Source organism: Pseudomonas sp. CFBP 5748 (genome assembly GCF_053850495.1).
This window is the reverse complement of the sequence record NZ_JBSPTN010000009.1, coordinates 149,539-168,257: the sequence shown is the minus strand read 5'-3', so window position 1 is coordinate 168,257 and position 18,719 is coordinate 149,539. Positions and strand designations below refer to the sequence as shown.

16 protein-coding genes are annotated in these 18,719 nt (G+C 63.1%); 12 read left to right on the top strand and 4 right to left on the bottom strand.

Annotated features, from left to right (window positions below):
• Positions 1-82 precede the first annotated feature (82 nt).
• From ribH to ACWNZ1_RS21115, 8 genes are all read left to right on the top strand, one after another.
• Complete coding sequence (gene ribH, locus ACWNZ1_RS21150) at positions 83-559, top strand: 6,7-dimethyl-8-ribityllumazine synthase (protein ID WP_047229743.1); 477 nt, start codon at positions 83-85, stop codon at positions 557-559.
• On the top strand, positions 556-1,056 hold the full coding sequence (gene nusB, locus ACWNZ1_RS21145) for a transcription antitermination factor NusB (RefSeq protein WP_135847398.1): 501 nt from the start codon (positions 556-558) through the stop codon (positions 1,054-1,056). The genes ribH and nusB overlap by 4 nt, the downstream gene beginning before the upstream one ends.
• 16 nt (positions 1,057-1,072) lie before the next feature.
• Positions 1,073-2,038 carry a thiamine-phosphate kinase gene (thiL, locus tag ACWNZ1_RS21140; RefSeq protein ID WP_256453824.1) on the top strand — a complete coding sequence of 322 codons (966 nt, stop codon included), beginning with the start codon at positions 1,073-1,075 and terminating at the stop codon, positions 2,036-2,038.
• Positions 2,035-2,538: a phosphatidylglycerophosphatase A family protein gene (locus ACWNZ1_RS21135; protein ID WP_003206020.1), complete on the top strand. Its 504-nt coding sequence runs from the start codon at positions 2,035-2,037 to the stop codon at positions 2,536-2,538. Before thiL ends, ACWNZ1_RS21135 begins: the two co-directional genes overlap by 4 nt.
• 11 nt (positions 2,539-2,549) lie before the next feature.
• Positions 2,550-3,308: a substrate-binding periplasmic protein gene (locus tag ACWNZ1_RS21130; protein WP_135847396.1), complete on the top strand. Its 759-nt coding sequence runs from the start codon at positions 2,550-2,552 to the stop codon at positions 3,306-3,308.
• A 109-nt stretch (positions 3,309-3,417) separates the two neighbouring features.
• Positions 3,418-4,035 (top strand): GTP cyclohydrolase II, encoded by a 618-nt coding sequence (gene ribA / locus ACWNZ1_RS21125; RefSeq protein WP_135847395.1) that lies wholly within the window; start codon positions 3,418-3,420, stop codon positions 4,033-4,035.
• Positions 4,032-4,451, top strand: a complete 420-nt coding sequence (locus ACWNZ1_RS21120) for an MFS transporter (protein WP_135847394.1) — start codon at positions 4,032-4,034, stop codon at positions 4,449-4,451. The genes ribA and ACWNZ1_RS21120 overlap by 4 nt, the downstream gene beginning before the upstream one ends.
• Positions 4,451-5,248, top strand: a complete 798-nt coding sequence (locus ACWNZ1_RS21115; protein ID WP_135847393.1) for a cobalamin-binding protein — start codon at positions 4,451-4,453, stop codon at positions 5,246-5,248. Before ACWNZ1_RS21120 ends, ACWNZ1_RS21115 begins: the two co-directional genes overlap by 1 nt.
• Positions 5,249-5,286: 38 nt before the next feature.
• Here ACWNZ1_RS21115 and ACWNZ1_RS21110 read toward each other — a convergent pair whose 3' ends face one another.
• The 4 genes from ACWNZ1_RS21110 to ACWNZ1_RS21095 form a co-directional block, all read right to left on the bottom strand.
• Positions 5,287-7,167 carry a TonB-dependent receptor domain-containing protein gene (locus ACWNZ1_RS21110; protein ID WP_265072456.1) on the bottom strand — a complete coding sequence of 627 codons (1,881 nt, stop codon included), beginning with the start codon at positions 7,165-7,167 and terminating at the stop codon, positions 5,287-5,289.
• Between the two features lie 145 nt (positions 7,168-7,312).
• The gene (gene dxs, locus ACWNZ1_RS21105; protein WP_256453822.1) at positions 7,313-9,211 is read right to left on the bottom strand and encodes a 1-deoxy-D-xylulose-5-phosphate synthase; all 1,899 of its coding nucleotides are present in this window, start codon (positions 9,209-9,211) and stop codon (positions 7,313-7,315) included.
• Between the two features lie 114 nt (positions 9,212-9,325).
• Positions 9,326-10,213, bottom strand: coding sequence for a (2E,6E)-farnesyl diphosphate synthase (gene ispA / locus ACWNZ1_RS21100; protein ID WP_256453821.1), 888 nt, complete (start codon positions 10,211-10,213; stop codon positions 9,326-9,328).
• Positions 10,210-10,452: an exodeoxyribonuclease VII small subunit gene (locus ACWNZ1_RS21095; RefSeq protein WP_003185917.1), complete on the bottom strand. Its 243-nt coding sequence runs from the start codon at positions 10,450-10,452 to the stop codon at positions 10,210-10,212. Before ACWNZ1_RS21095 ends, ispA begins: the two co-directional genes overlap by 4 nt.
• A 524-nt stretch (positions 10,453-10,976) precedes the next feature.
• On the opposite strand from ACWNZ1_RS21095, the gene ACWNZ1_RS21090 reads away from it, so the two are divergent.
• Genes ACWNZ1_RS21090 through ACWNZ1_RS21075 form a run of 4 tightly spaced genes read left to right on the top strand, consistent with a single transcriptional unit; the run spans position 10,977 to position 18,719 of the window.
• Positions 10,977-11,765 carry a YfaP family protein gene (locus ACWNZ1_RS21090; RefSeq protein WP_135847389.1) on the top strand — a complete coding sequence of 263 codons (789 nt, stop codon included), beginning with the start codon at positions 10,977-10,979 and terminating at the stop codon, positions 11,763-11,765.
• A gap of 35 nt (positions 11,766-11,800) precedes the next feature.
• Positions 11,801-13,510, top strand: coding sequence for a DUF2138 domain-containing protein (locus ACWNZ1_RS21085; RefSeq protein WP_256453820.1), 1,710 nt, complete (start codon positions 11,801-11,803; stop codon positions 13,508-13,510).
• Between the two features lie 5 nt (positions 13,511-13,515).
• Entirely contained in the window at positions 13,516-14,154 is a 639-nt protein-coding gene (locus ACWNZ1_RS21080; RefSeq protein ID WP_406550195.1) for a DUF1175 domain-containing protein, read from the top strand.
• Positions 14,151-18,719, top strand: a complete 4,569-nt coding sequence (locus tag ACWNZ1_RS21075) for an alpha-2-macroglobulin family protein (protein ID WP_265073118.1) — start codon at positions 14,151-14,153, stop codon at positions 18,717-18,719. Before ACWNZ1_RS21080 ends, ACWNZ1_RS21075 begins: the two co-directional genes overlap by 4 nt.

The window sequence follows — 18,719 nt, the reverse complement described above, 5'->3', positions numbered from 1 at the left end:
GATTTTCCGGCCCTGTATTCGTGGCTAATATCACTAAGGAGCGCGTATTGAACGCGCTCTGGCTCTTTAAGAGATCTGACGAATGACCCTGAAGACCATCGAAGGTACCTTCATCGCCCCTCAAGGCCGCTACGCTCTGGTAGTGGGCCGTTTCAACAGCTTCGTGGTTGAGAGCCTGGTCGGCGGTGCGGTCGATGCCCTGGTTCGCCATGGCGTGAGCGAAAGCGACATCACCATCATCCGTGCGCCTGGCGCCTTCGAAATTCCACTGGTTGCGCAGAAAGTCGCTCAAAAGGGCGAATATGCGGCGATCATCGCCCTGGGCGCGGTCATTCGTGGCGGTACTCCGCACTTCGAATACGTGGCCGGCGAATGCACCAAGGGCCTGGCCCAGGTGTCCATGGAGTTCGGCGTTCCGGTCGCCTTCGGCGTGCTGACCGTTGACTCCATCGAGCAAGCCATCGAACGTTCCGGCACCAAGGCCGGTAACAAAGGCGCCGAAGCTGCCCTGTCCGCCCTGGAAATGGTCAGCCTGCTGGCGCAGTTGGAGGCCAAGTGATTAGCGACGAAAGCGATCGTTTCAACCCGCGCGATCCCAAGCCTGCCGATGCCGGCAAGCCTTCGAAAAGCGTCAAGCGTCGCGAAGCCCGCCAGCTCGCGACCCAAGCGCTGTATCAATGGCACATGGCCAAGCAATCGCTGAACGAGATCGAAGCGCAGTTTCGGGTCGACAACGATTTCAGCGATGTCGATGGCGCGTATTTCCGCGAGATCCTCCACGGCGTGCCGGCCCACAAGACCGAGATCGACATCGCCCTGGCCCCTTGCCTGGACCTGACCATCGAAGAGCTGGACCCGGTTGAACTGGCGGTGTTGCGCCTGTCTACCTGGGAACTGATGCAGCGCGCCGACGTGCCGTACCGCGTGGTGATCAACGAAGGGATCGAGCTGGCGAAAGTCTTCGGTTCCACCGATGGCCACAAGTTCGTCAACGGCGTGCTCGACAAGCTGGCCCCGCGTCTGCGTGAAGCTGAAGTGAAGGCGTTCAAGCGCTGATTGCGCTTGAAATCCCATGGGTGAGTTTGAGCTGATCCGTAATTACTTCGCCGCCGCGCCTTGCGCCCAAGGCGGCGAGGGCGTTGTGCTGGGGATCGGCGACGACTGCGCCTTGCTGGCCGTTCCTCCCGGGGAACAGCTGGCGGTGTCCACCGACACCCTCGTGGCCGGTGTGCATTTTCCAGACCCGTGCGACCCGTTCCTGCTCGGCCAGCGCTCGCTGGCCGTGGCGGTCAGTGACCTGGCTGCCATGGGCGCCACCCCTGTTGCATTTACCCTTGCCCTGACCTTGCCGACGGTGACCGCCGATTGGCTGCAAGCCTATGCCCGTGGTTTGAATCAGATGGCCCAGGCTTGCGGTGTAGCACTGGTGGGAGGGGATACCACCCGTGGCCCACTGAGCCTGACCATGACCGTGTTCGCAAGTGTGCCATCCGGCCAGGCCCTGACCCGAGGCGGCGCGCAGCCTGGCGATTTGCTGTGTGTTGGCGGCGAGCTGGGCAATGCCGCCGGCGCATTGCCGCTGGTGCTCGGCCAGCGCGACGCCGAACCTGCGGTCGCCGAGCCACTGCTGGCCCACTACTGGTCACCCCAGCCGCAGATCGACTTGGGCCTGGCATTGCGGGGCAAGGCCAGTGCGGCGATGGACATTTCCGATGGGCTACTGGCCGATTGCGGGCATATCGCTCTGGCGTCTGGCGTGGCATTACACGTTGAACGGGACCGACTGCCGCTGTCCAACGCTCTAGTAACGTTCCTCGGCCCGTCGGGTGCCGCACACGCCGCCCTGAGTGGTGGCGACGATTATGTGTTGTTATTCACCGTGCCACCGGCTCGACTGGCGACGTTGCAGGCCGACGGCTGGCCTGTCCACGTGATCGGCTCCGTCATGACCGGGCAAGGCGTCACGCTGCTCGACAGTGAAGGACGCGACATCACCCCGCAAATCCGGGGCTATCAACATTTTCGGGAGACACCGTGACAGATCATCCCAACCAGGTCCCGGCAGAATTCGTTCCGCCCTCGGTCTGGCGTAATCCCTGGCATTTCCTGGCATTTGGCTTCGGTTCGGGTACTTTGCCTAAAGCACCGGGCACATGGGGCTCGCTGGTTGCGCTACCCTTTATACCGTTGTGGCAGATGTTGCCGGATTGGGGCTATTGGCTGATGCTGGGCATCACCATGCTGTTCGGCTTCTGGCTGTGCGGCAAAGTGGCGGATGACCTGCGGGTGCACGATCATGAAGGTATCGTCTGGGACGAAATGGTCGGCATGTGGATCACCCTGTGGCTGGTGCCGGAAGGCTGGTACTGGCTGTTGGCGGGTTTCCTGGTGTTCCGCTTCTTCGATATTCTCAAGCCGTGGCCGATTCGCTGGATCGATCGGCACGTGCATGGAGGCGTCGGGATCATGCTCGACGATGTATTGGCCGGGGTCTTTGCCTGGTTGGCAATGCAAGGATTAGTGTGGTGTTTCACCTGAGGGAGCCAGGAATGGGCGTAAGCCGTGCACTACTGCTGTTGCTGTGTCTAGGGGCCTGTCTCGGCGTACGGGCGGCCGACCCGGCGCAGCTGCCGGGCAAGGTCCGCGCGGCCAGTGAGGAGTGGGCCGATTACACCCAGGCCAATGGCGAGGGCATGGGCTGGGACATCTTGCGTGAGGTGTTCGAACCCGAAGGCGTCAAGCTGGAGATCCGCAGCGTGCCGTACACCCGTTCGATCGGATTGGTGCAGCGCGGCGAAGTCGACGTGCAGGTCGGTGCCTATCGGGATGAGTCCGAAGGCGTGCTTTACCCCGAGTGGCACTACGACGTCGATCACATCTATGCCTTGGGACTGACCTCCAAACCGACGCCGACGCTGGCGACGATTGGCAATTACCGCCTGGTATGGATGCGCGGATACGAATACAACAACTACCTGCCCAACATTCGCCGTTTCAATGAAGTCCATCGTTCGGTGGGTATCTTGCCGATGCTGATCCATGAGCGTGCGGATTATTACATCGATGCGTCGATGGAAATCGAAGAGCTACTGGCCAAGGCCGATAATCCCAAGCAGTTCAAACTCTCGCCGCTGATCAATTTGCCGCTGTACCTGGGCTTTGCCAACACTGCAAATGGAAAGGCGCTACTTGATCTGTTTGACCGGCGCATGGAGGTACTGGTGAAAACTGGCCAGCTCAAACCGATTTTCGAACGCTGGAAGCAACCCTATCCCTTCGACGAGCATGGCAAGCCACCGAAGCCGTAATCAAACTTTTCGATGGTTATAGCCGACAATTCAGCCTAAGCGTCTGTCGGGACGTGCTGTTACAATGCCCGCCTCTGCGAAACTCCAGTACTAGATCAGGAGCACACCGGTGCCTGTCGTTTTTGTTGCCGCTTCCAAGCTGCCAACGCCTTTTGCGCAATTCACCATGCATGGTTTTCTCGATGAAGCCACCGGTCGCGAGCACGTCGTGCTGAGCCTGGGTGATTTCGCCGACGGTAGCCCGGTACTCGGCCGCCTGCACTCCGAATGCCTGACGGGCGACGCCCTGTTCAGCCAACGCTGCGATTGCGGTTCGCAACTTGAGGCCGCGCTGCAAGCCATCGCCCGCGAAGGCCGTGGTGTGTTGCTGTACCTGCGCCAGGAAGGGCGTGGGATTGGCTTGTTGAACAAGATCCGCGCCTACGAACTGCAAGATGGCGGCGCCGATACCGTGGAAGCCAACGAACGCCTGGGCTTTGCCGCCGACCTGCGTGACTACAGCATTTGCTTGCCGATGCTCGAACACCTGGGTATCAAGTCCCTGCGGCTGATGACCAACAACCCACGCAAGGTCAAGGCGCTGACCGACATGGGTATCGTGGTTGCTGAGCGGGTGCCGCTGCACACCGGCCATAATCCGCATAACAAACTCTATCTGGCGACCAAGGCCAGCAAGCTCGACCACATGATGGGCAACGAGCACCAGGGCGAGGTTGACCGGGCGTGACGCGTGGCCAGGTTCGGCGGCGACTGGCCGTCAGTTGGTGGCAGTACCTGGCGCTGGCCTTGGTGCCGCTGTTCGTGATCAACGCGGTGTTTGGCCAGGGTGAAGCGATTCTGCCGGTGCTGGCGATGCCGCTGTTTATCGCGGGCGTGGCGTCGATGTTTGTCAGCCTGCGATTCTTCGGGCCTTATAAACACGCCTTGATCGCCACCCAGAACGCCCTCGACACCCCGGAAGAGCCCCAGGCCTGGATCGCCCTGGCGGCCCGCCGTCGTGTGGCGTTCCTGGTCGCCGGGCTGCCGGCCTGGATCGGCGCCCTGGGGGTGTTCGTGGGCCTGGAGGCGGTGCCGCTGATGTTGCTGGCCTTATCCTCCACGGTGTTGTTCTACCTGTATCGCATCCCGCGTCAGCTCGGCTGATGAACCGCTGGCTGGCGGTCCTGCTGCTGGCCCTCAGCGCCTCGACGACGGCGGCCCCGCGGGTCGTCAGTCTGGCGCCGTCGCTTACGGAAATTGTTGTTGAGCTGGACTCCGCCGACCTGCTGGTGGGCGTGCTGGATGCCGGTGATCGTCCGCAGGGGCTCAAAGAGCTGCCCTCGGTAGGCCGTTACGGGCAACTGGACATGGAGCGCTTGCTCAGCCTGCGGCCTGATCTGCTGCTGCTCTGGCCCGGCAGTGTTGGGCCGGCCCAGCGCGAACAGCTCAAGGGCTTGAACATCCCCACCTACGTCGCCGAGCCCCATGGCCTCGACCCACTCATCAGCCAAATCGAAGACATCGCCGCACAACTCGGTCGCCCGGCGCGAGGCGTGCAGCGAGCGGCGCAGTTGCGCGTGCGTCTGGAAGAGCTGCGCCAGCGTTACCGGCGTGACACGCCGTTGCCGGTGTTCTATCAGGTCTGGGACCGGCCGTTGTACACCGTCGGTGGCGGGCAGATCATCAGCGATGCGCTGGCGGTGTGCGGGGCGCGGAACGTCTTTGCCGACCTGAGTCTGCCGGCGCCGCAGGTGAGCGTGGAGTCAGTGTTGCAGCGCAATCCGCAGGTCATCCTCGCCACCGAGCAGGCCCAGCTCGACGCCTGGAAAGCCTGGCCGCAGTTGCCGGCAGTGGCGCAGGGCCGGTTGTTGTTAGTGCGTGACAAGGGGCTGGAGCGGCCCAGTGGGCAGATGATCGAGGCGACGGCTGGGTTGTGTGGGTTGATTGCGCCGGACAGGTAGACCGCGAAGAGGCCCGCTCAAACATCACACATCCTGCATCAGATATCCGGTGTCCAAGTCACCCCAAACACCCAGCTCCGCCCCTCTTCCCGATACCCATACTGCTGACCATCATGGCTATACAGCGCCCGGCTGTACCCCTTGTCCAGCAGGTTATCCACCTTCATTTCCAGCTTCACCTCGCGGGTCAGCGCCCAACTGCCGCGCAACCCGAGCAGGGCATAGCCGCCCAGGGCATTGCGGTTGTTTTCATCGTCGTAGCTGCCGCTCACCGCTTGCCAGGTGGCGCCCAGGCCAAGGCGGTCGAATTGCCGGTCCAGGTCCAGGCTCACGGTCCGGCGCGCGCGGCGGGCCAGGGTGTGGCCGCTGTCGCGGTCACGCGGGTCGATGATGGCCAGGCCCAGGTTGCTCTGCCAGCCGAACATATCCTGCATGAGGGCCATCTCAAAACCGTTGATCCGCGCCGATGCGACGTTCTGCGGACGTGAGTGGCTGCCAAAAATGATCGCGTCTTCCAGGTCCGTGCGGTACAGCGAGGTCTCCAGGCGGGCGTTGTCGCTCAATTGGCTGCGCCATTGCAGTTCGTAGCTTTTGGCGGTTTCGGGTTTCAGGTCCGGGTTGCTGAAGTCCGGGTAGTACAGGTCGTTGAAGGTGGGGGCGCGAAAGCTTTCGCTGTAGGTCAGCAGCAGGTCGTTGTCGGCGTTCACCGGCAGGGTGAGGGTGCCGCTCCAACTGTTCTGGCCGCCGAATTGCTGGTTCTGGTCGCGGCGCAGGCCCAGTTCGGTGGAGAACGTTTCGGCCTGGAAGCGGTGCTGGATAAACGCTGCGCGGTTCCAGCGGCTGTCTTCGTCGAACGGTGTGCTGCTGTTGACCCGATCCTGGTACCAATCGCCGCCGACGATCAGGCTGTTGCGCTCGTCCAGTTTCACATCGTTCTGCCAGGTCAGTGAGTCGCGGTAGGTGTTGAACACTTCGCGGACATCGCTGAGCTTGTCGAAGGTCTTCTCGCGGTTTTCGCTGTGGCCCAGTTCGAGACGGGATTTCCAGGCGTCGTTGATCCGGCCGTCTACATAAGTGCTGAAACTGCTCACCGCAAAGTCGCTGTAGGGCTGCTGGGGCAGTGATTCGAACGTGCTCGGGTCGAAGCGGCCGAACGGGTTGTCGTATTCGCTCTTGCCACGGTTATCCAGCAGGTTCAGGCCAACCTCCAGGTCATCGTTGATGGCATGACTTGCGCTCAAGCTGACGGACTGGTTGCGGTTGGCATCGTTGTCCCGGTCACTGGCGTAGGACTCCTGGGTTCGATTGGCCCCGGCGCTTTCGTCCAGGCTGGCGCCGAGGTTGAAGCGCGTCTGCTCGTCGCCACCGGACAGGCTCAGGCTGCGCTCCCAGGTCTGGTGGCTGCCGAAACCCAGGTGCAGGCGCGGTTGCAGGCCTGGTTGGCTAGCGCGACGGGTGAAAATCTGGATCACCCCGCCCACCGCGTCGGCGCCGTAGATCACCGAACGCGAACCGCGCAGCACTTCCACTCGTTCGATCTGGTTGATGTTCAGGCGTTGCAGGTTGCTGTCGCCGGAGGTGGCGTTGCCAATACGCTGGCCGTCCACCAGCACCAGGCTCTGGGCCGATTTGGTGCCGCGAATGTAAATTCCCGGCAAGCTGCCGCGACCGCCCAACGGCGCCACCTGCACCCCCGGCACGCGGCTGAGCAGGTCGGTGACGCTGGCCGGTTGCAGGCGCTCGATGTCGTCGCGGGTGAACACGGTATTGGCCGCGCTGCTGTCGTTGCGGGCCTCGACCTGGCGGTTGGCGCTGATCACGATGTCGGGCAGCTTCAGGGCTTGGTCGCGTTCGAAGGTGTCGGCGAGCAGGTGGGTGGCGGGGAGTAGGGAAAGGGCGAGGGTGAGGCGCAGTTTCATGGGCGTTCCGCAAATTTCTGGTTCGTACAGAACCCCCTGTGGGGGCGCGCTTGCTCGCGATAGCGGTGTGTCAGCCAATAATTTACTGACTGATCTGCTGCCATCGCGAGCAAGCTCGCTCCCACAGGGTTGGGTGTTGTCTGGATCAGCGGCCCAGCAGCTGCAACCGCTGGCGCACCGACGCTTCGATCCCGACCTCATCCAACCCACACTCAGCCAGCATCTGTGCTGGCTTGGCGTGTTCGACGTAGCTGTCCGGCAGGCCCAGGTGCAGCACCGACTTGAGGATGTTCTCCCGGGCCAGGAATTCGCTGACCGCCGCACCGGCGCCGCCCATGATGGCGTTCTCCTCGATGGTCACCAGCAGTTCGTGGCTGCCGGCGATCTCGCGCACCAGGGCTTCGTCCAGGGGTTTGACGAAACGCATGTCCACCACGGTGGCGTCCAGGGTCTCGGCGACTTTCAGGGCCTCGGCCAGTTGCACGCCGAACACCAGCAGGGCGGTCTGCTTGCCTTGGCGGCGGATCACGCCCTTGCCGATTTCGATCGGCTCGAGGTTGGCTTCGATGGGGGCGTTCGGACCTGTGCCGCGGGGATAACGCACCGCCGCCGGACCATTGAACAGGTGGCCGGTGGTGAGCATTTTGCGCAGCTCATTTTCATCGCTCGGGGTCATCACCAGCATGCCGGGGATGCAGCGCAGGAACGACAGGTCAAAGCTGCCGGCGTGGGTCGGGCCGTCTTCGCCGACCAGACCGGCGCGGTCGATGGCGAACAACACGTCGAGGTTCTGCACCGCGACGTCATGGATCAACTGGTCATAGGCGCGTTGCAGGAACGTCGAATAGATCGCCACCACCGGTTTTGCGCCTTCGCAGGCCATGCCGGCCGCGAGGGTCACAGCGTGCTGCTCGGCAATCGCCACGTCGAAATAGCGCTGTGGGTAGCGCTCGCTGAAGGCCACCAGGTCCGAGCCTTCCTTCATTGCCGGGGTGATGCCTACCAGGCGCGGGTCAGCGGCGGCCATGTCGCACAGCCATTGGCCGAACACGCCGGAATACTTCGGTCCACCGGCCTTTTTTGGCGTGGCAGCCGGAGCGTCCAGGGGCTCGAGCTTGGTGATGGCGTGGTAGCCGATCGGGTCGACTTCCGCCGGGGCGAAGCCTTTGCCTTTCTTGGTGACCACGTGCAGGAACTGCGGACCCTTGAGATCGCGCATGTTGCGCAGGGTGGCGATCAACGTGGGCAGGTCATGGCCGTCGATGGGGCCGATGTAGTTCCAGCCCAGCTCTTCGAACAGCGTGCCGGGCACCAGCATGCCCTTGGCGTATTCTTCGGTGCGGCGGGCGATTTCCCAGGCGCCGGGCAGGCGTGACAGCACTTTCTTGCTGCCTTCGCGCATGCTCGCGTAAGTGCGGCTGGAGAGGATTTTCGCCAGGTAGTTGGACAGCCCGCCAACGTTGCGCGAGATCGACATGTCGTTGTCGTTGAGGATCACCAGCATGTTGGCGTCGACTTCCGGCGCGTGGTTCAACGCCTCGAAGGCCATGCCCGCGGTCAGTGCGCCGTCGCCGATCACGGCAATGGCCTTGCGCTCGCTGTTTTGCAGGCGGGCGGCAATCGCCATGCCCAGGGCGGCGCTGATGGACGTGCTGGAGTGACCGACGCCAAAGGTGTCGTACTCGCTCTCGGAACGACGTGGGAAGGCCGCGATGCCGTCCTTCTGGCGCAGGGTGCCCATGCGCTCGCGACGGCCGGTGAGGATCTTGTGCGGATAGGCCTGATGCCCGACGTCCCACACCAGGCGGTCGTCCGGAGTATCGAACACGTAATGCAGCGCGATCGTCAGCTCGATGACGCCCAGGCCCGCGCCGAAGTGCCCACCGGTCTGGCCGACCGTGTAGAGCAGTTCCAGGCGCAACTCATCGGCCAGGGTTTCCAGCTCGGCTTCACCCAGGCGACGCAGGCCGTCCGGCGTGTTGGCGCGGTCCAGCAGGGGCGTGGTCGGGCGCTTGCGGGGAATCTCTTGAAACGTCGTGGGCATCAGGCGAATCGTTATAGGTATAGAAAGAGGCGGCAGTTTACCTTATGCATCGCAAGCTGCCCACGCGTTGGCCGGAACTTGGCCGATACGCAGTCTAAAGGGGTTGACCCCGTATCAACTGCGTCGTTCGACGATATAGCGCGCCAAGTCGCGCAACGGCTCGGCCGGCGCGTCAAAGGGTCGCAGCGCGGCCAGGGCCTGGTCGCGCAACTCCAGGGCATAAGCCTTGGCGGCGTCAAGGCCGAGCAGGGCCGGGTAGGTCGGTTTATCCCGGGCGATGTCGGCGCCCTGGCGTTTGCCCAGGGTCTGGGTATCGCTTTCGACGTCGAGGATGTCGTCCTGCACCTGGAATGCCAGGCCAATGGCCCGGGCATAGGTTTGCAAGGCTTGTAGTTGTGCGGGTGTCGCCCGGCCGCTGGCGAGGGCGCCGAGTTTGACGCTGGCCTCGATCAAGGCGCCGGTCTTGTGCCGGTGCATGTATTCCAGGGCGCTCTGGTCCAGCTTCAAGCCCACCGAACCAAGGTCGATGGCCTGGCCACCGACCATCCCGGCGGGGCCCGCCGCCCGCGCCAGGGCACTGACCATGTCCAGGCGAATCTGCGCCGGGCAATCGCTCAGGGTCGGGTCCAGCAGGGCGCTGAAGGCCAGGCTCTGCAAGCCGTCGCCGGCGAGGATCGCGCAGGCTTCGTCGAATTGCTTGTGGGTGGTGGGCTGGCCGCGACGCAGGTCGTCGTCGTCCATGGCCGGCAAGTCATCGTGAACCAGCGAATAAGCGTGAATCAGCTCCACTGCGCACGCCGCGCCGTTGGCCTGTTCGGCCTGGCCGCCCAAGGCTTCGCACGCGGCGTAGGCCAGCAGTGGGCGCACGCGCTTGCCGCCGTTCATCACGCTGTAGCGCATGGCTTCGTACAGGCGCGCCAGCTCCGGGCTTGGCGCGGTGAACAAAGTGTCCAGTGCAGCATTGACCCGGGCCTGACTGCCGGCCTGATAGGCGCCGATCATTCAGGCTGTTCCGCGTCGAAAGGCTCTTCGGTCAGTTCACCGTCACGCTCGAGCAGCAATTGCACCTTCTGCTCGGCCTGGGCCAGCGCCGCCTGGCAGTCGCGAGTCAAGCCGATACCCTGCTCGAAGGCGGTCAGCGAGTCTTCCAGCGACAATTCGCCGTTCTCCAGCCGTTCGACCAGCGTTTGCAGGTCGGCCAGAGATTGTTCGAAATCCAGTGCAGCTTTTTTGCGGGCCATGGCGGCTATTCCGGTTGACTGTTAAACCGGCGCGACACTAGCAGACATGGGGTTTTGGGGCAAATCAGGGCAGGGCAAACGCGGCCCGTGACCCACTGCTTTTGTGGCGAGGGAGCTTGCTCCCGCTGGGCTGTGTAGGAGCTGTCGAGTGCAACGAGGCTGCGATCTTTCTCCAGGCATTTGAGTCCCAAGCGAAAGATCAAAAGATCGCAGCCTCCGGCAGCACCTACAGGGCGCAGTCGAGCGGGAGCAAGTTCCCTCGCCGCACGGGAGCAATTGGGATCGTTTTTCATATTCGGCTCATCTGGTGAGCCGAATAAATCGTCTATTCGGCTCACGGCCCCCTCAGTACGTGATTTCCCACACAGAATCGCGCGTTCCCCGATTGTGAAAAAACCGTCAAATCGATACTCTTCGCGCCATCTACGGCCCCCTTGCGACGGGGCCTTCAGACGAAACCCGAATAATGACAAGCAGCGCCGAGGAAGGGCGCCGGGTTGCGTCATGCATGGCAGGAGGCATACGTGCGTTTTCTTTCTTTATTGATCGTGTTGCTCGGTGCGCCGCTGGCGTGGGCGCAGCCTTCGGCTGAGATGTCGGAGCCGGTGGGCGGCTGGCGCTACAGCGGCTTGCTCGATCGCACTGAAAATCCACGGGTAGCCTATCCCACACCGCCCATCGACCGGGGTGTGCAGCGCAATCGCACGATGATCGAGGGCCGGCTCAAGGCCATGGGCACGGCCCGTCCGCCCCACAGCCTGGCGGTCAACGGCAATCCATTGAATCTCTATACCGACGACGAAGGGCGTTTCGCCCGGCCCTATGCGTTCGGCGCCGGCTCCAACAGCGTCGAGGTGCGCAGCTCCGAGGGCCAGTCCCTCAAGCGCGTGCAGTTCTATGAGGCCAACAACCTGCGCACCCCCGCGCAGATCCGCGTGGTGCTGGGCTGGGACGATCCCAAGGCCGAACTCGATCTGCATATCGTCACACCCGACGGCCAACATGCGTTTTTCGGCCAGCCGGCGCTGACCAACGGCGGCGGCCTCGACCCGGATGGGGTCGATGGCCCCGGCCCGGAAATGTTCACCATGACCGCGCCGATGCACGGCACCTATCTGGTCTACGTGAACTATTGGGGCAACTACGGCAGCGGCGGCTACAACTTCGAGGAAACCAGTAACGAGAAGGAGGTGATCACCTCGCAGATCAACCTGGTACTCAACGAAAACACCGTCGATGAAAAACGCGAAACCTTTGTCGTGCCCCTGCGCGCCATTGGCGATCTGTTGCTGGTCAAGACTTTCAACTACTAAGTATCCGCTCCACGGATGAACAGGCCCTTGTGAATATGAGCGACAACACTGCTTCCCCGACCACGCCGACACCTCTCGCCAAACCTGTACGCCGTTGGCCGGCGCTGCTGATCGGGCTGTGCCTGGTGGTCGGTGTCGCTGCCGGGTTGGGCTGGTTCATCACCAAGCCCAAGGCGCCACCCATGGAGCTTGCCCTGGAAAAGCTCGGCGTGAGCCGCCCCGACGGCTTGCTTGAGGCGCATTCCCTGAGCCAGTTGCCCAAGGACCTGTTGGCGGTGCCGTTTCTCAAGGCCACGCTCACCGAAGACTTCGTCTTCTATTACGAGGCCCATGCCGACCGCCTCGGGTTGATCGGCAGTCTGCGCCGGATCATCTACGAGCATGACCTCAAGCTGCAGGACAGCCTGATCGAGCAGTTGTTCGACCAGCCGGCCGATGTGGCGCTGTGGCGGGGCGCCGACGGGCGGCTCAAGGACTTCCTGTTGGTGATGGACCGCGGCGGCTTGGCGAAGGTGCTGGAGCCGTTGGCGAAAGTCGCCTTGGACGACACCCAGTTGAGCAAGCTCGGCGACCTGAAGGTGGGCGGCGATGAGGTCGCGCTTTACCAACTGAGCTATAACGCCAGCAAATCCCTGGCCTTCGCCTCCCATGGCGACAAGATGGTCGTGCTGTCGAATCCGACCAAGCTTTACGACAACGCTAATGGCCCTGTCGATGAGCCCGGCATGGTCTCGACCCAGGCCCTCGAAGCGCTGCTGGCCGGTGAAAAACTCTTCCCCGAAGCCTTCGGCCTGCCGCCCAAGGCGCCGGAAGTGAAGCAACGTCTTTCGGTCAACGCCAGCGTTCTTGCCATGGGCTACCAGCGTTTCATCCCGAACTTCGCGGGTTTGCGTTTCGACATGGACGACAAGGGCTGGCACAGCTTCCTGGCCCTGGACGAACAGGAAAACCAGCCGGACTTCGACTTCAAGCCGATCTGGCAGGCCATGCCCATGGGCGCCAGTGCCTGCGTCGCTTTGCCCCTGGCCGCCGAGCAACAGAAACCCTTGCTGGTGAGACTCGGTGCCGACGACAAGGCCGCCCAATCCATGATCGACCATATGGCCGGCGCGGCAGGCCTGTGCTGGTACGCCGATTCGCGGCTGTACACGCCGCTGCTGGTGGCGAGCCTGAACGAAGACGACGGCAAGCTCGACGCCGACATGGGCAAGCTGTTCGGTTCGATGGTGGGCGCCTATGAAAACAACGTCGCCGAACATGCGTTCCCCGTGGTCGAGAAGCAAGAAGGCTCGACGCACCAGTGGCAGCGTCAGGTCAGCTCCAATTTCGGCCCCTACCTGGCCAAGGACGCAGAGCAGCCCGATGCGATCACCGGCAAGGCGTTCATGCGCGTGAGCCTGGCGCGTCACGGTTCAACCTTGCTGTTTTCCCTCGACGACAAGTTGGTGGACAAGGCCCTCGGCACCCTCGACAAACGCTTCCCGCCCATGGCCGACGTGGTGCCCAAGGATGTCCTGATGCCGATCTACTTCGGCCCGGACGCCATGGCGCAACTGATGCAGCGCGAAACCCTCGACAGCCTGCCCCAGGACATGGAGCCGGTGTTCTACAACGCCGCGCAAACCTACCTGATTCCGAAACTGCGCACCCTCGGCGGCTACGGCAAATACGCCCTGACGTTGCCTGAGGGCAGCGAGCCGGACGGTCACTGGCAGTGGCTGCCATTGGAATGGAAAGCGCTGTGACCGGAATGATCCGCACCTCCGGATTGACCTTGTTGCTGGCGTTGCTGCTCGGTGGGCAGGCGTTTGCCGTCGAGACGCCGGCGCTGGATGTGCAGCAGTCCCAGGTCTTTCGTGCCTGGTTCGTGCGCATTGCCCAGGAACAACTGTCCAGAGGCCCGAGCCCGCGCTGGTATCAGCAGGACTGTGCCGGGCTGGTGCGCTTTGCCGCCAACGAAGCGCTGAAGGTCCATGACGACAAATGGCTGCGCAGCAATGGCCTGTCCAATCGCTACCTGCCACCGGAGTTGCCCCTGAGCGATGCGCAACGACGCCTCGCCCAGCAATGGCAGCAGGGCGGCGGCAAGGTCGGGCCCTACGTCAACGCCATCAAGCTGATCCAGTTCAACAGTCGCCTGGTGGGCCGCGATGTGGCCCAGGCCCGCCCTGGCGACCTGATGTTCTTCGATCAGGGCGACGACCAGCACCTGATGATCTGGATGGGCCGCTACATCGCCTATCACACCGGCACCACAACCCCTACCGACAACGGCATGCGCTCCGCAAGCCTGCAACAACTCATGAACTGGAAGGACACCCGATGGATACCCGACGCAGCCAACCCCAACTTCATCGGCGTCTATCGACTCAACTTTCTCTCCCAATGACCGGTGCCCGCATGCTGCGCTTGTGTTCAAAACTGCCCTTGTTGTTTGCCCTGTTGCTGGCACCCCTGGTGAATGCCGAAGACACCGTGGAGCCCAGCGGCTACACGCCGGTGTCCGGTGAAAGTTTCTTCCTGCTGGCCGACAGCAGCTTTGCCAGCGACGAGCAGGCCATGGTTCGCCTCGAAGCGCCGGGCCGCGACTATCGTCGGTTCCGCATGGAGCCTTACGGCGGCGCCGATATCCGCGTCTATCGCATCGACAAGCCGCTGGATTTCCTCAAGCGCCAGAAAAACCTGCACCGCGTAGTCAGCGATGGCCAGTTCAAGGGCGAAGGCCTGTCGAACACCCTCGCGTACCTGTGGGACAACTGGTATCGCAAATCCCGTCGGGTCATGCAGCGGGCGTTCTCCTACGAGTCGCGCCAGCAAGTCACTGAAGAAGTGCCGGAATTGAAGGTCGGCAACGCCCTGGTTGCACCGACTCCGTACGACGCGCCGGCACAGTTCGCCTTGATCCCGGGTTTGCCGGTGGTCAGCCAGTTCCGTTATCCGCTGTGGCAGGCCAAGCCGATCCAGCCGCCTGCGGGCGTCAACCTGGCCGGTTCGTCCAGTGACTTCATCAGCGTCGCGCCGGGCAACGTCTACGTGCCGCTGGGCCAGTTGAAGCCGGGCCTGTACCTGGTGGAAGCACTGATCGGCAAGTACCGCGCGACCACCATGGTCTTCGTCTCCAACACCGTGGCGGTGAGCAAGATTGCCGGTGACGAGCTGCTGGTCTGGGCCGCACGCAAGCATGAAGGTCGTTCGGTGCCCAAGGTCAACGTGCTGTGGACCGACGGCCTGGGCGTGATGAGCAGCGGTGCCACCGATGAAGACGGTTTGCTGCGCCTCAAGCACGTCAGCCCGGAACGTTCGTTCGTCATCGGCGAAGACGAGGAGGGCGGGGTATTCGTCTCGGAAAACTTCTACTACGACAGCGAAATCTACGACACCAAGCTCTATGCCTTCACCGACCGGCCGCTGTACCGGCCGGGGGATTGGGTGTCGCTGAAAATCGTCGGCCGTGAATTCAAGAACGCCCGTGATTCGGTGCAACCGAGCGCCGCCGACGTCAATGTCAGCGTACTGGATGCCACCGGCACCGCCCTGCAAACCCTGGCCCTGAAACTGGATTCCAAGGCCGGTACCCAAGGCCGTTTCCAACTGCCGGAAAACGCCGTGGCCGGCGGCTATGAGCTGCGCTTCAGCTACAAGGACCAGCTCTACAGCAGCGCCTTCCGCGTGGCCGAATACATCAAGCCGCACTTCGAAATAGCCCTGAACCTGGCCAAGCAGGATTACCGCACCGGTGAGCCGGTCAAGGGCAATCTCGTGCTGCTGTACCCGGACGGCAAGCCGGTGGCCAACGCCAAGGTCAGCCTGAGCCTGCGGGCCCAGCAATTGTCGATGGTGGATAACGAGCTGCAATACCTGGGGCAATTCCCGGTGGAGCTGACCAGCAGCGAAGTGACCACCGATGCCAAGGGCAACGCCATCCTCGACCTGCCGGCCGCCGACAAGCCGAGCCGCTACACGTTGACCGTGTTTGCCAGCGACGGCGCGGCGTATCGGGTCAAGACCACCAAGGAAATCCTCATCGACCGTGGCGCGGCGAATTTCCGCCTGAGCGCACCCCAGCGGTTCAGCGCCGTCGGCCAGAAGGTTTCGTTCAGCTACGCCAACGAAGGCAGCAACGACCAGGCCAAAGCCGTGACCCCGGGCAGTTATGGCTGGGTACGGCTGGAAGACCAGAGCACCGGCGAAGGCAAGCTTGCGGCCAAGGACAAGGGTTTCAGCCTGACCTTCGACCGCCCCGGCACCTACAACCTGACACTCAAGGATGACCACGGCCGAGTCATTGGCGCCGCCGGCCATGCCGTGACCGGCGAAGGCATCAAGGCCGTCCCGGGCACCGTAGAGATCGTTCTCGATAAAACCGAATACAAAATGGGTGATGAAGCCCTGGCGCTGATCACCTTTCCGGAACCGGTCAGCGATGCGTTGCTGTCGCTTGAGCGTGACAAGGTCGAGGCCACGGCGCTGCTGTCCAAGGGCAGTGACTGGCTGAAGATGGAAAAGCTCAGTGACACCCAATACCGCGCGCGGATTCCGGTGAAGGACGCCTTCGCGCCAAACATGACCTTCTCGGTGCTCTACACCAAGGGCGGCCAGTACAGCTTCCAGAACGCCGGCATCAAGGTGGTTGCGCCGCAGATCGACGTCGCCGTCGTCACCGATAAAGCCACCTACCGGCCGGGCGACACGGTGACCGTGGACCTGAGCACCCAGTTCGCTGGCAAGGCGATCCCCGCGCACCTGACCGTCAGCGTCGTCGATGAAATGGTCTACGCCCTGCAACCGGAAGTGGCGCCGACCATCGACCAGTTCTTCTATCACCCGCGTCGCAACAACGTGCGCACCAGCGCCAGCCTGTCGTTCATCAGCTACGACGTGGCACTGCCGGGCAGCCCCGGCGCGCCGGGCAAGGCCAACCGCAGCGAGCGTGGGGTCAAGGTGCTGGAGCGGCCGCGTCGTGAAGACGTCGACACCGCCGCGTGGCAGCCGGAGCTGGTCACCGACGCCAGCGGCAAGGTTCGCTTCACCTTCAAGATGCCGGACTCCCTGACCCGTTGGCGCATCACCGCCCGGGCCATCTCCGATGACGGCCAGGTGGGTCAGAAGAAACAATTCATCGGTTCGGAAAAACCGCTGTACCTGAAGTGGAGCGGCCCGACCCGGTTCCGCACTGGCGACAAACCGCAGATGGGCCTGTTTGCCTTCAGTCAGGCGGAAAAGCCGCTGAAAGCTGAGCTGTTGATCCGTTACGCCGGTGCTGAACAGCGCGTGGTGGTAGAGCTGAAAAATGGCATCAACTACGTACCGCTGCCGGCCTTGGAACTGAGCAACGGTGACTTGAGCGTGCAGTTGCAGTTGAACGGTGAAACCCAGGACGCCCTGGCTGTACACCTGAACGCCAGCGGCAACGGTTGGCAAGTGACCCAGAGCCAGCGCCTCGATGTGGCCAGCGGTGACACTCCGCTGACCCTGCCGGCTGACGCCAGCGACATCCGACTGCGCCTGGATGACAGCCCGCAAGCGCTGTTCCGTTCGGCCCTGGATGATCTGCTGAGCTACCCCTACGGCGGCGTCGAGCAGACCGCCAGCCGCCTGCTGCCGTTGAGCATTGCCTACCCGGCCCTGGCGTCGAACCCGCAGATCCGCGATCGCTTGCGCCTGATCATGCAAAACAGTCGCTTGCGCCTGGTGCAGATGGCCGGGCCTTCGGCGAGCTTCACCTGGTGGGGCCAGGACGGCGAGCCGGATGCGTTCCTCACCGCCTACGCCTATTACGCCGACTGGCACGCCAGCAAGGCCCTGGACCTGAGCCTGCCGCCGGAACACTGGCAGCGGGTGCTGGAGGTCTACGCCAAGCAGGCCGGTGACACGCCACTGCTGCAACGTGCGCTGATCCTGTCGTTCGCCAAGCAGATGCAACTGCCGGTGAATACCTTGCTCAGCGGCCTGATGGACGACCTGGCGAAGGCCAGTGAAGACAGCAGCGAAAGCGTGCTGGACAGCGGCGAAGACAGCCTGGTGATGAACGCTCCGGATTCGGCCCTGGGGCTGGCCAGTGCCCGGGTGCTGACCGCGTCCTTGGCGAAACAGGCGAAGGTGCCATTGCCGGCGGCTTTCAGCCGTCAAGCAGACGCCGCGCAACAGCAACTGGAACTCAGCTCCCAGCCGTTCGTCGAGGCCCTGGTGCTGTCGCTGCAGAACTTCGATCAGGCTCGCGCCACGGCTTTGCTGGAACGCGTGTTGCCGCAACAGTCCACCCTGGAACGGGCCTTGGCCCTGACCTGGCTGCAAGGCAGTATCGAGCAGACCGCGCCGGCTGTGGCACTGGCTCCGGGCGAAGGCTGGAAAGCCAAGCAAGGCGCCACCGGTGAAACCTACTGGCAATGGCAGGGCGCGCAGCTTCCGACGATGCTGACGCTGACCGGTGCCGAGGAGCGTCCGCTGCAAGCGGCACTGAGTTTCCAGAGCCAGCAAGCGCCAGTAGCACCGATGGCGGTGTCCATCACCCGTCGCCTGTCGCGGCTGGTGCCGGGCGATGAGGCGTTCACCTTCAAGCTCGAAGCCGTGGGCAACAAGCCGTTGTCCAGCGACAGCCTCTATCTGGATGAAGTGATCATCAACAGCAAGGCGCCGACGCCGCTGCGCTACGGCATGCTCGAAGTGCCGCTGCCACCGGGCGCCGATGTGGAGCGCACCACCTGGGGCATCCAGTTGATGGGCAAGGCCGACAGCGAACCGACTTCCCTGGAAAGAGCGCGCTTCGAGCCGGGCCAGATGGCTTATGCAGTGCCGGTGGATGCCCTCAGTGGCGAACTGCGCCTGCGGCATTTGGTGCGTTTCTCCCAGAAGGGTCAGTTCAGCTTGCCGCCGGTGCGTTTCACTCAGGTCTACGCGCCGCAGAATCAGGCGCGGGAACAGAAACCGGCGCTCGGTCAGGTGACGGTCAACTGA

What these genes read in the sequence shown, in the direction of transcription:
- ribH (WP_047229743.1), top strand. Translation starts at nt 83, where the DNA reads ATGACCCTGAAGACCATCGAAGGTACCTTCATCGCCCCTCAAGGCCGC.
- thiL (WP_256453824.1), top strand. Translation starts at nt 1,073, where the DNA reads ATGGGTGAGTTTGAGCTGATCCGTAATTACTTCGCCGCCGCGCCTTGC.
- ACWNZ1_RS21130 (WP_135847396.1), top strand. Translation starts at nt 2,550, where the DNA reads ATGGGCGTAAGCCGTGCACTACTGCTGTTGCTGTGTCTAGGGGCCTGT.
- ACWNZ1_RS21115 (WP_135847393.1), top strand. Translation starts at nt 4,451, where the DNA reads ATGAACCGCTGGCTGGCGGTCCTGCTGCTGGCCCTCAGCGCCTCGACG.
- ACWNZ1_RS21110 (WP_265072456.1), bottom strand. Translation starts at nt 7,167, where the DNA reads ATGAAACTGCGCCTCACCCTCGCCCTTTCCCTACTCCCCGCCACCCAC.
- dxs (WP_256453822.1), bottom strand. Translation starts at nt 9,211, where the DNA reads ATGCCCACGACGTTTCAAGAGATTCCCCGCAAGCGCCCGACCACGCCC.
- ispA (WP_256453821.1), bottom strand. Translation starts at nt 10,213, where the DNA reads ATGATCGGCGCCTATCAGGCCGGCAGTCAGGCCCGGGTCAATGCTGCA.
- ACWNZ1_RS21095 (WP_003185917.1), bottom strand. Translation starts at nt 10,452, where the DNA reads ATGGCCCGCAAAAAAGCTGCACTGGATTTCGAACAATCTCTGGCCGAC.
- ACWNZ1_RS21085 (WP_256453820.1), top strand. Translation starts at nt 11,801, where the DNA reads ATGAGCGACAACACTGCTTCCCCGACCACGCCGACACCTCTCGCCAAA.
- ACWNZ1_RS21080 (WP_406550195.1), top strand. Translation starts at nt 13,516, where the DNA reads ATGATCCGCACCTCCGGATTGACCTTGTTGCTGGCGTTGCTGCTCGGT.
- ACWNZ1_RS21075 (WP_265073118.1), top strand. Translation starts at nt 14,151, where the DNA reads ATGACCGGTGCCCGCATGCTGCGCTTGTGTTCAAAACTGCCCTTGTTG.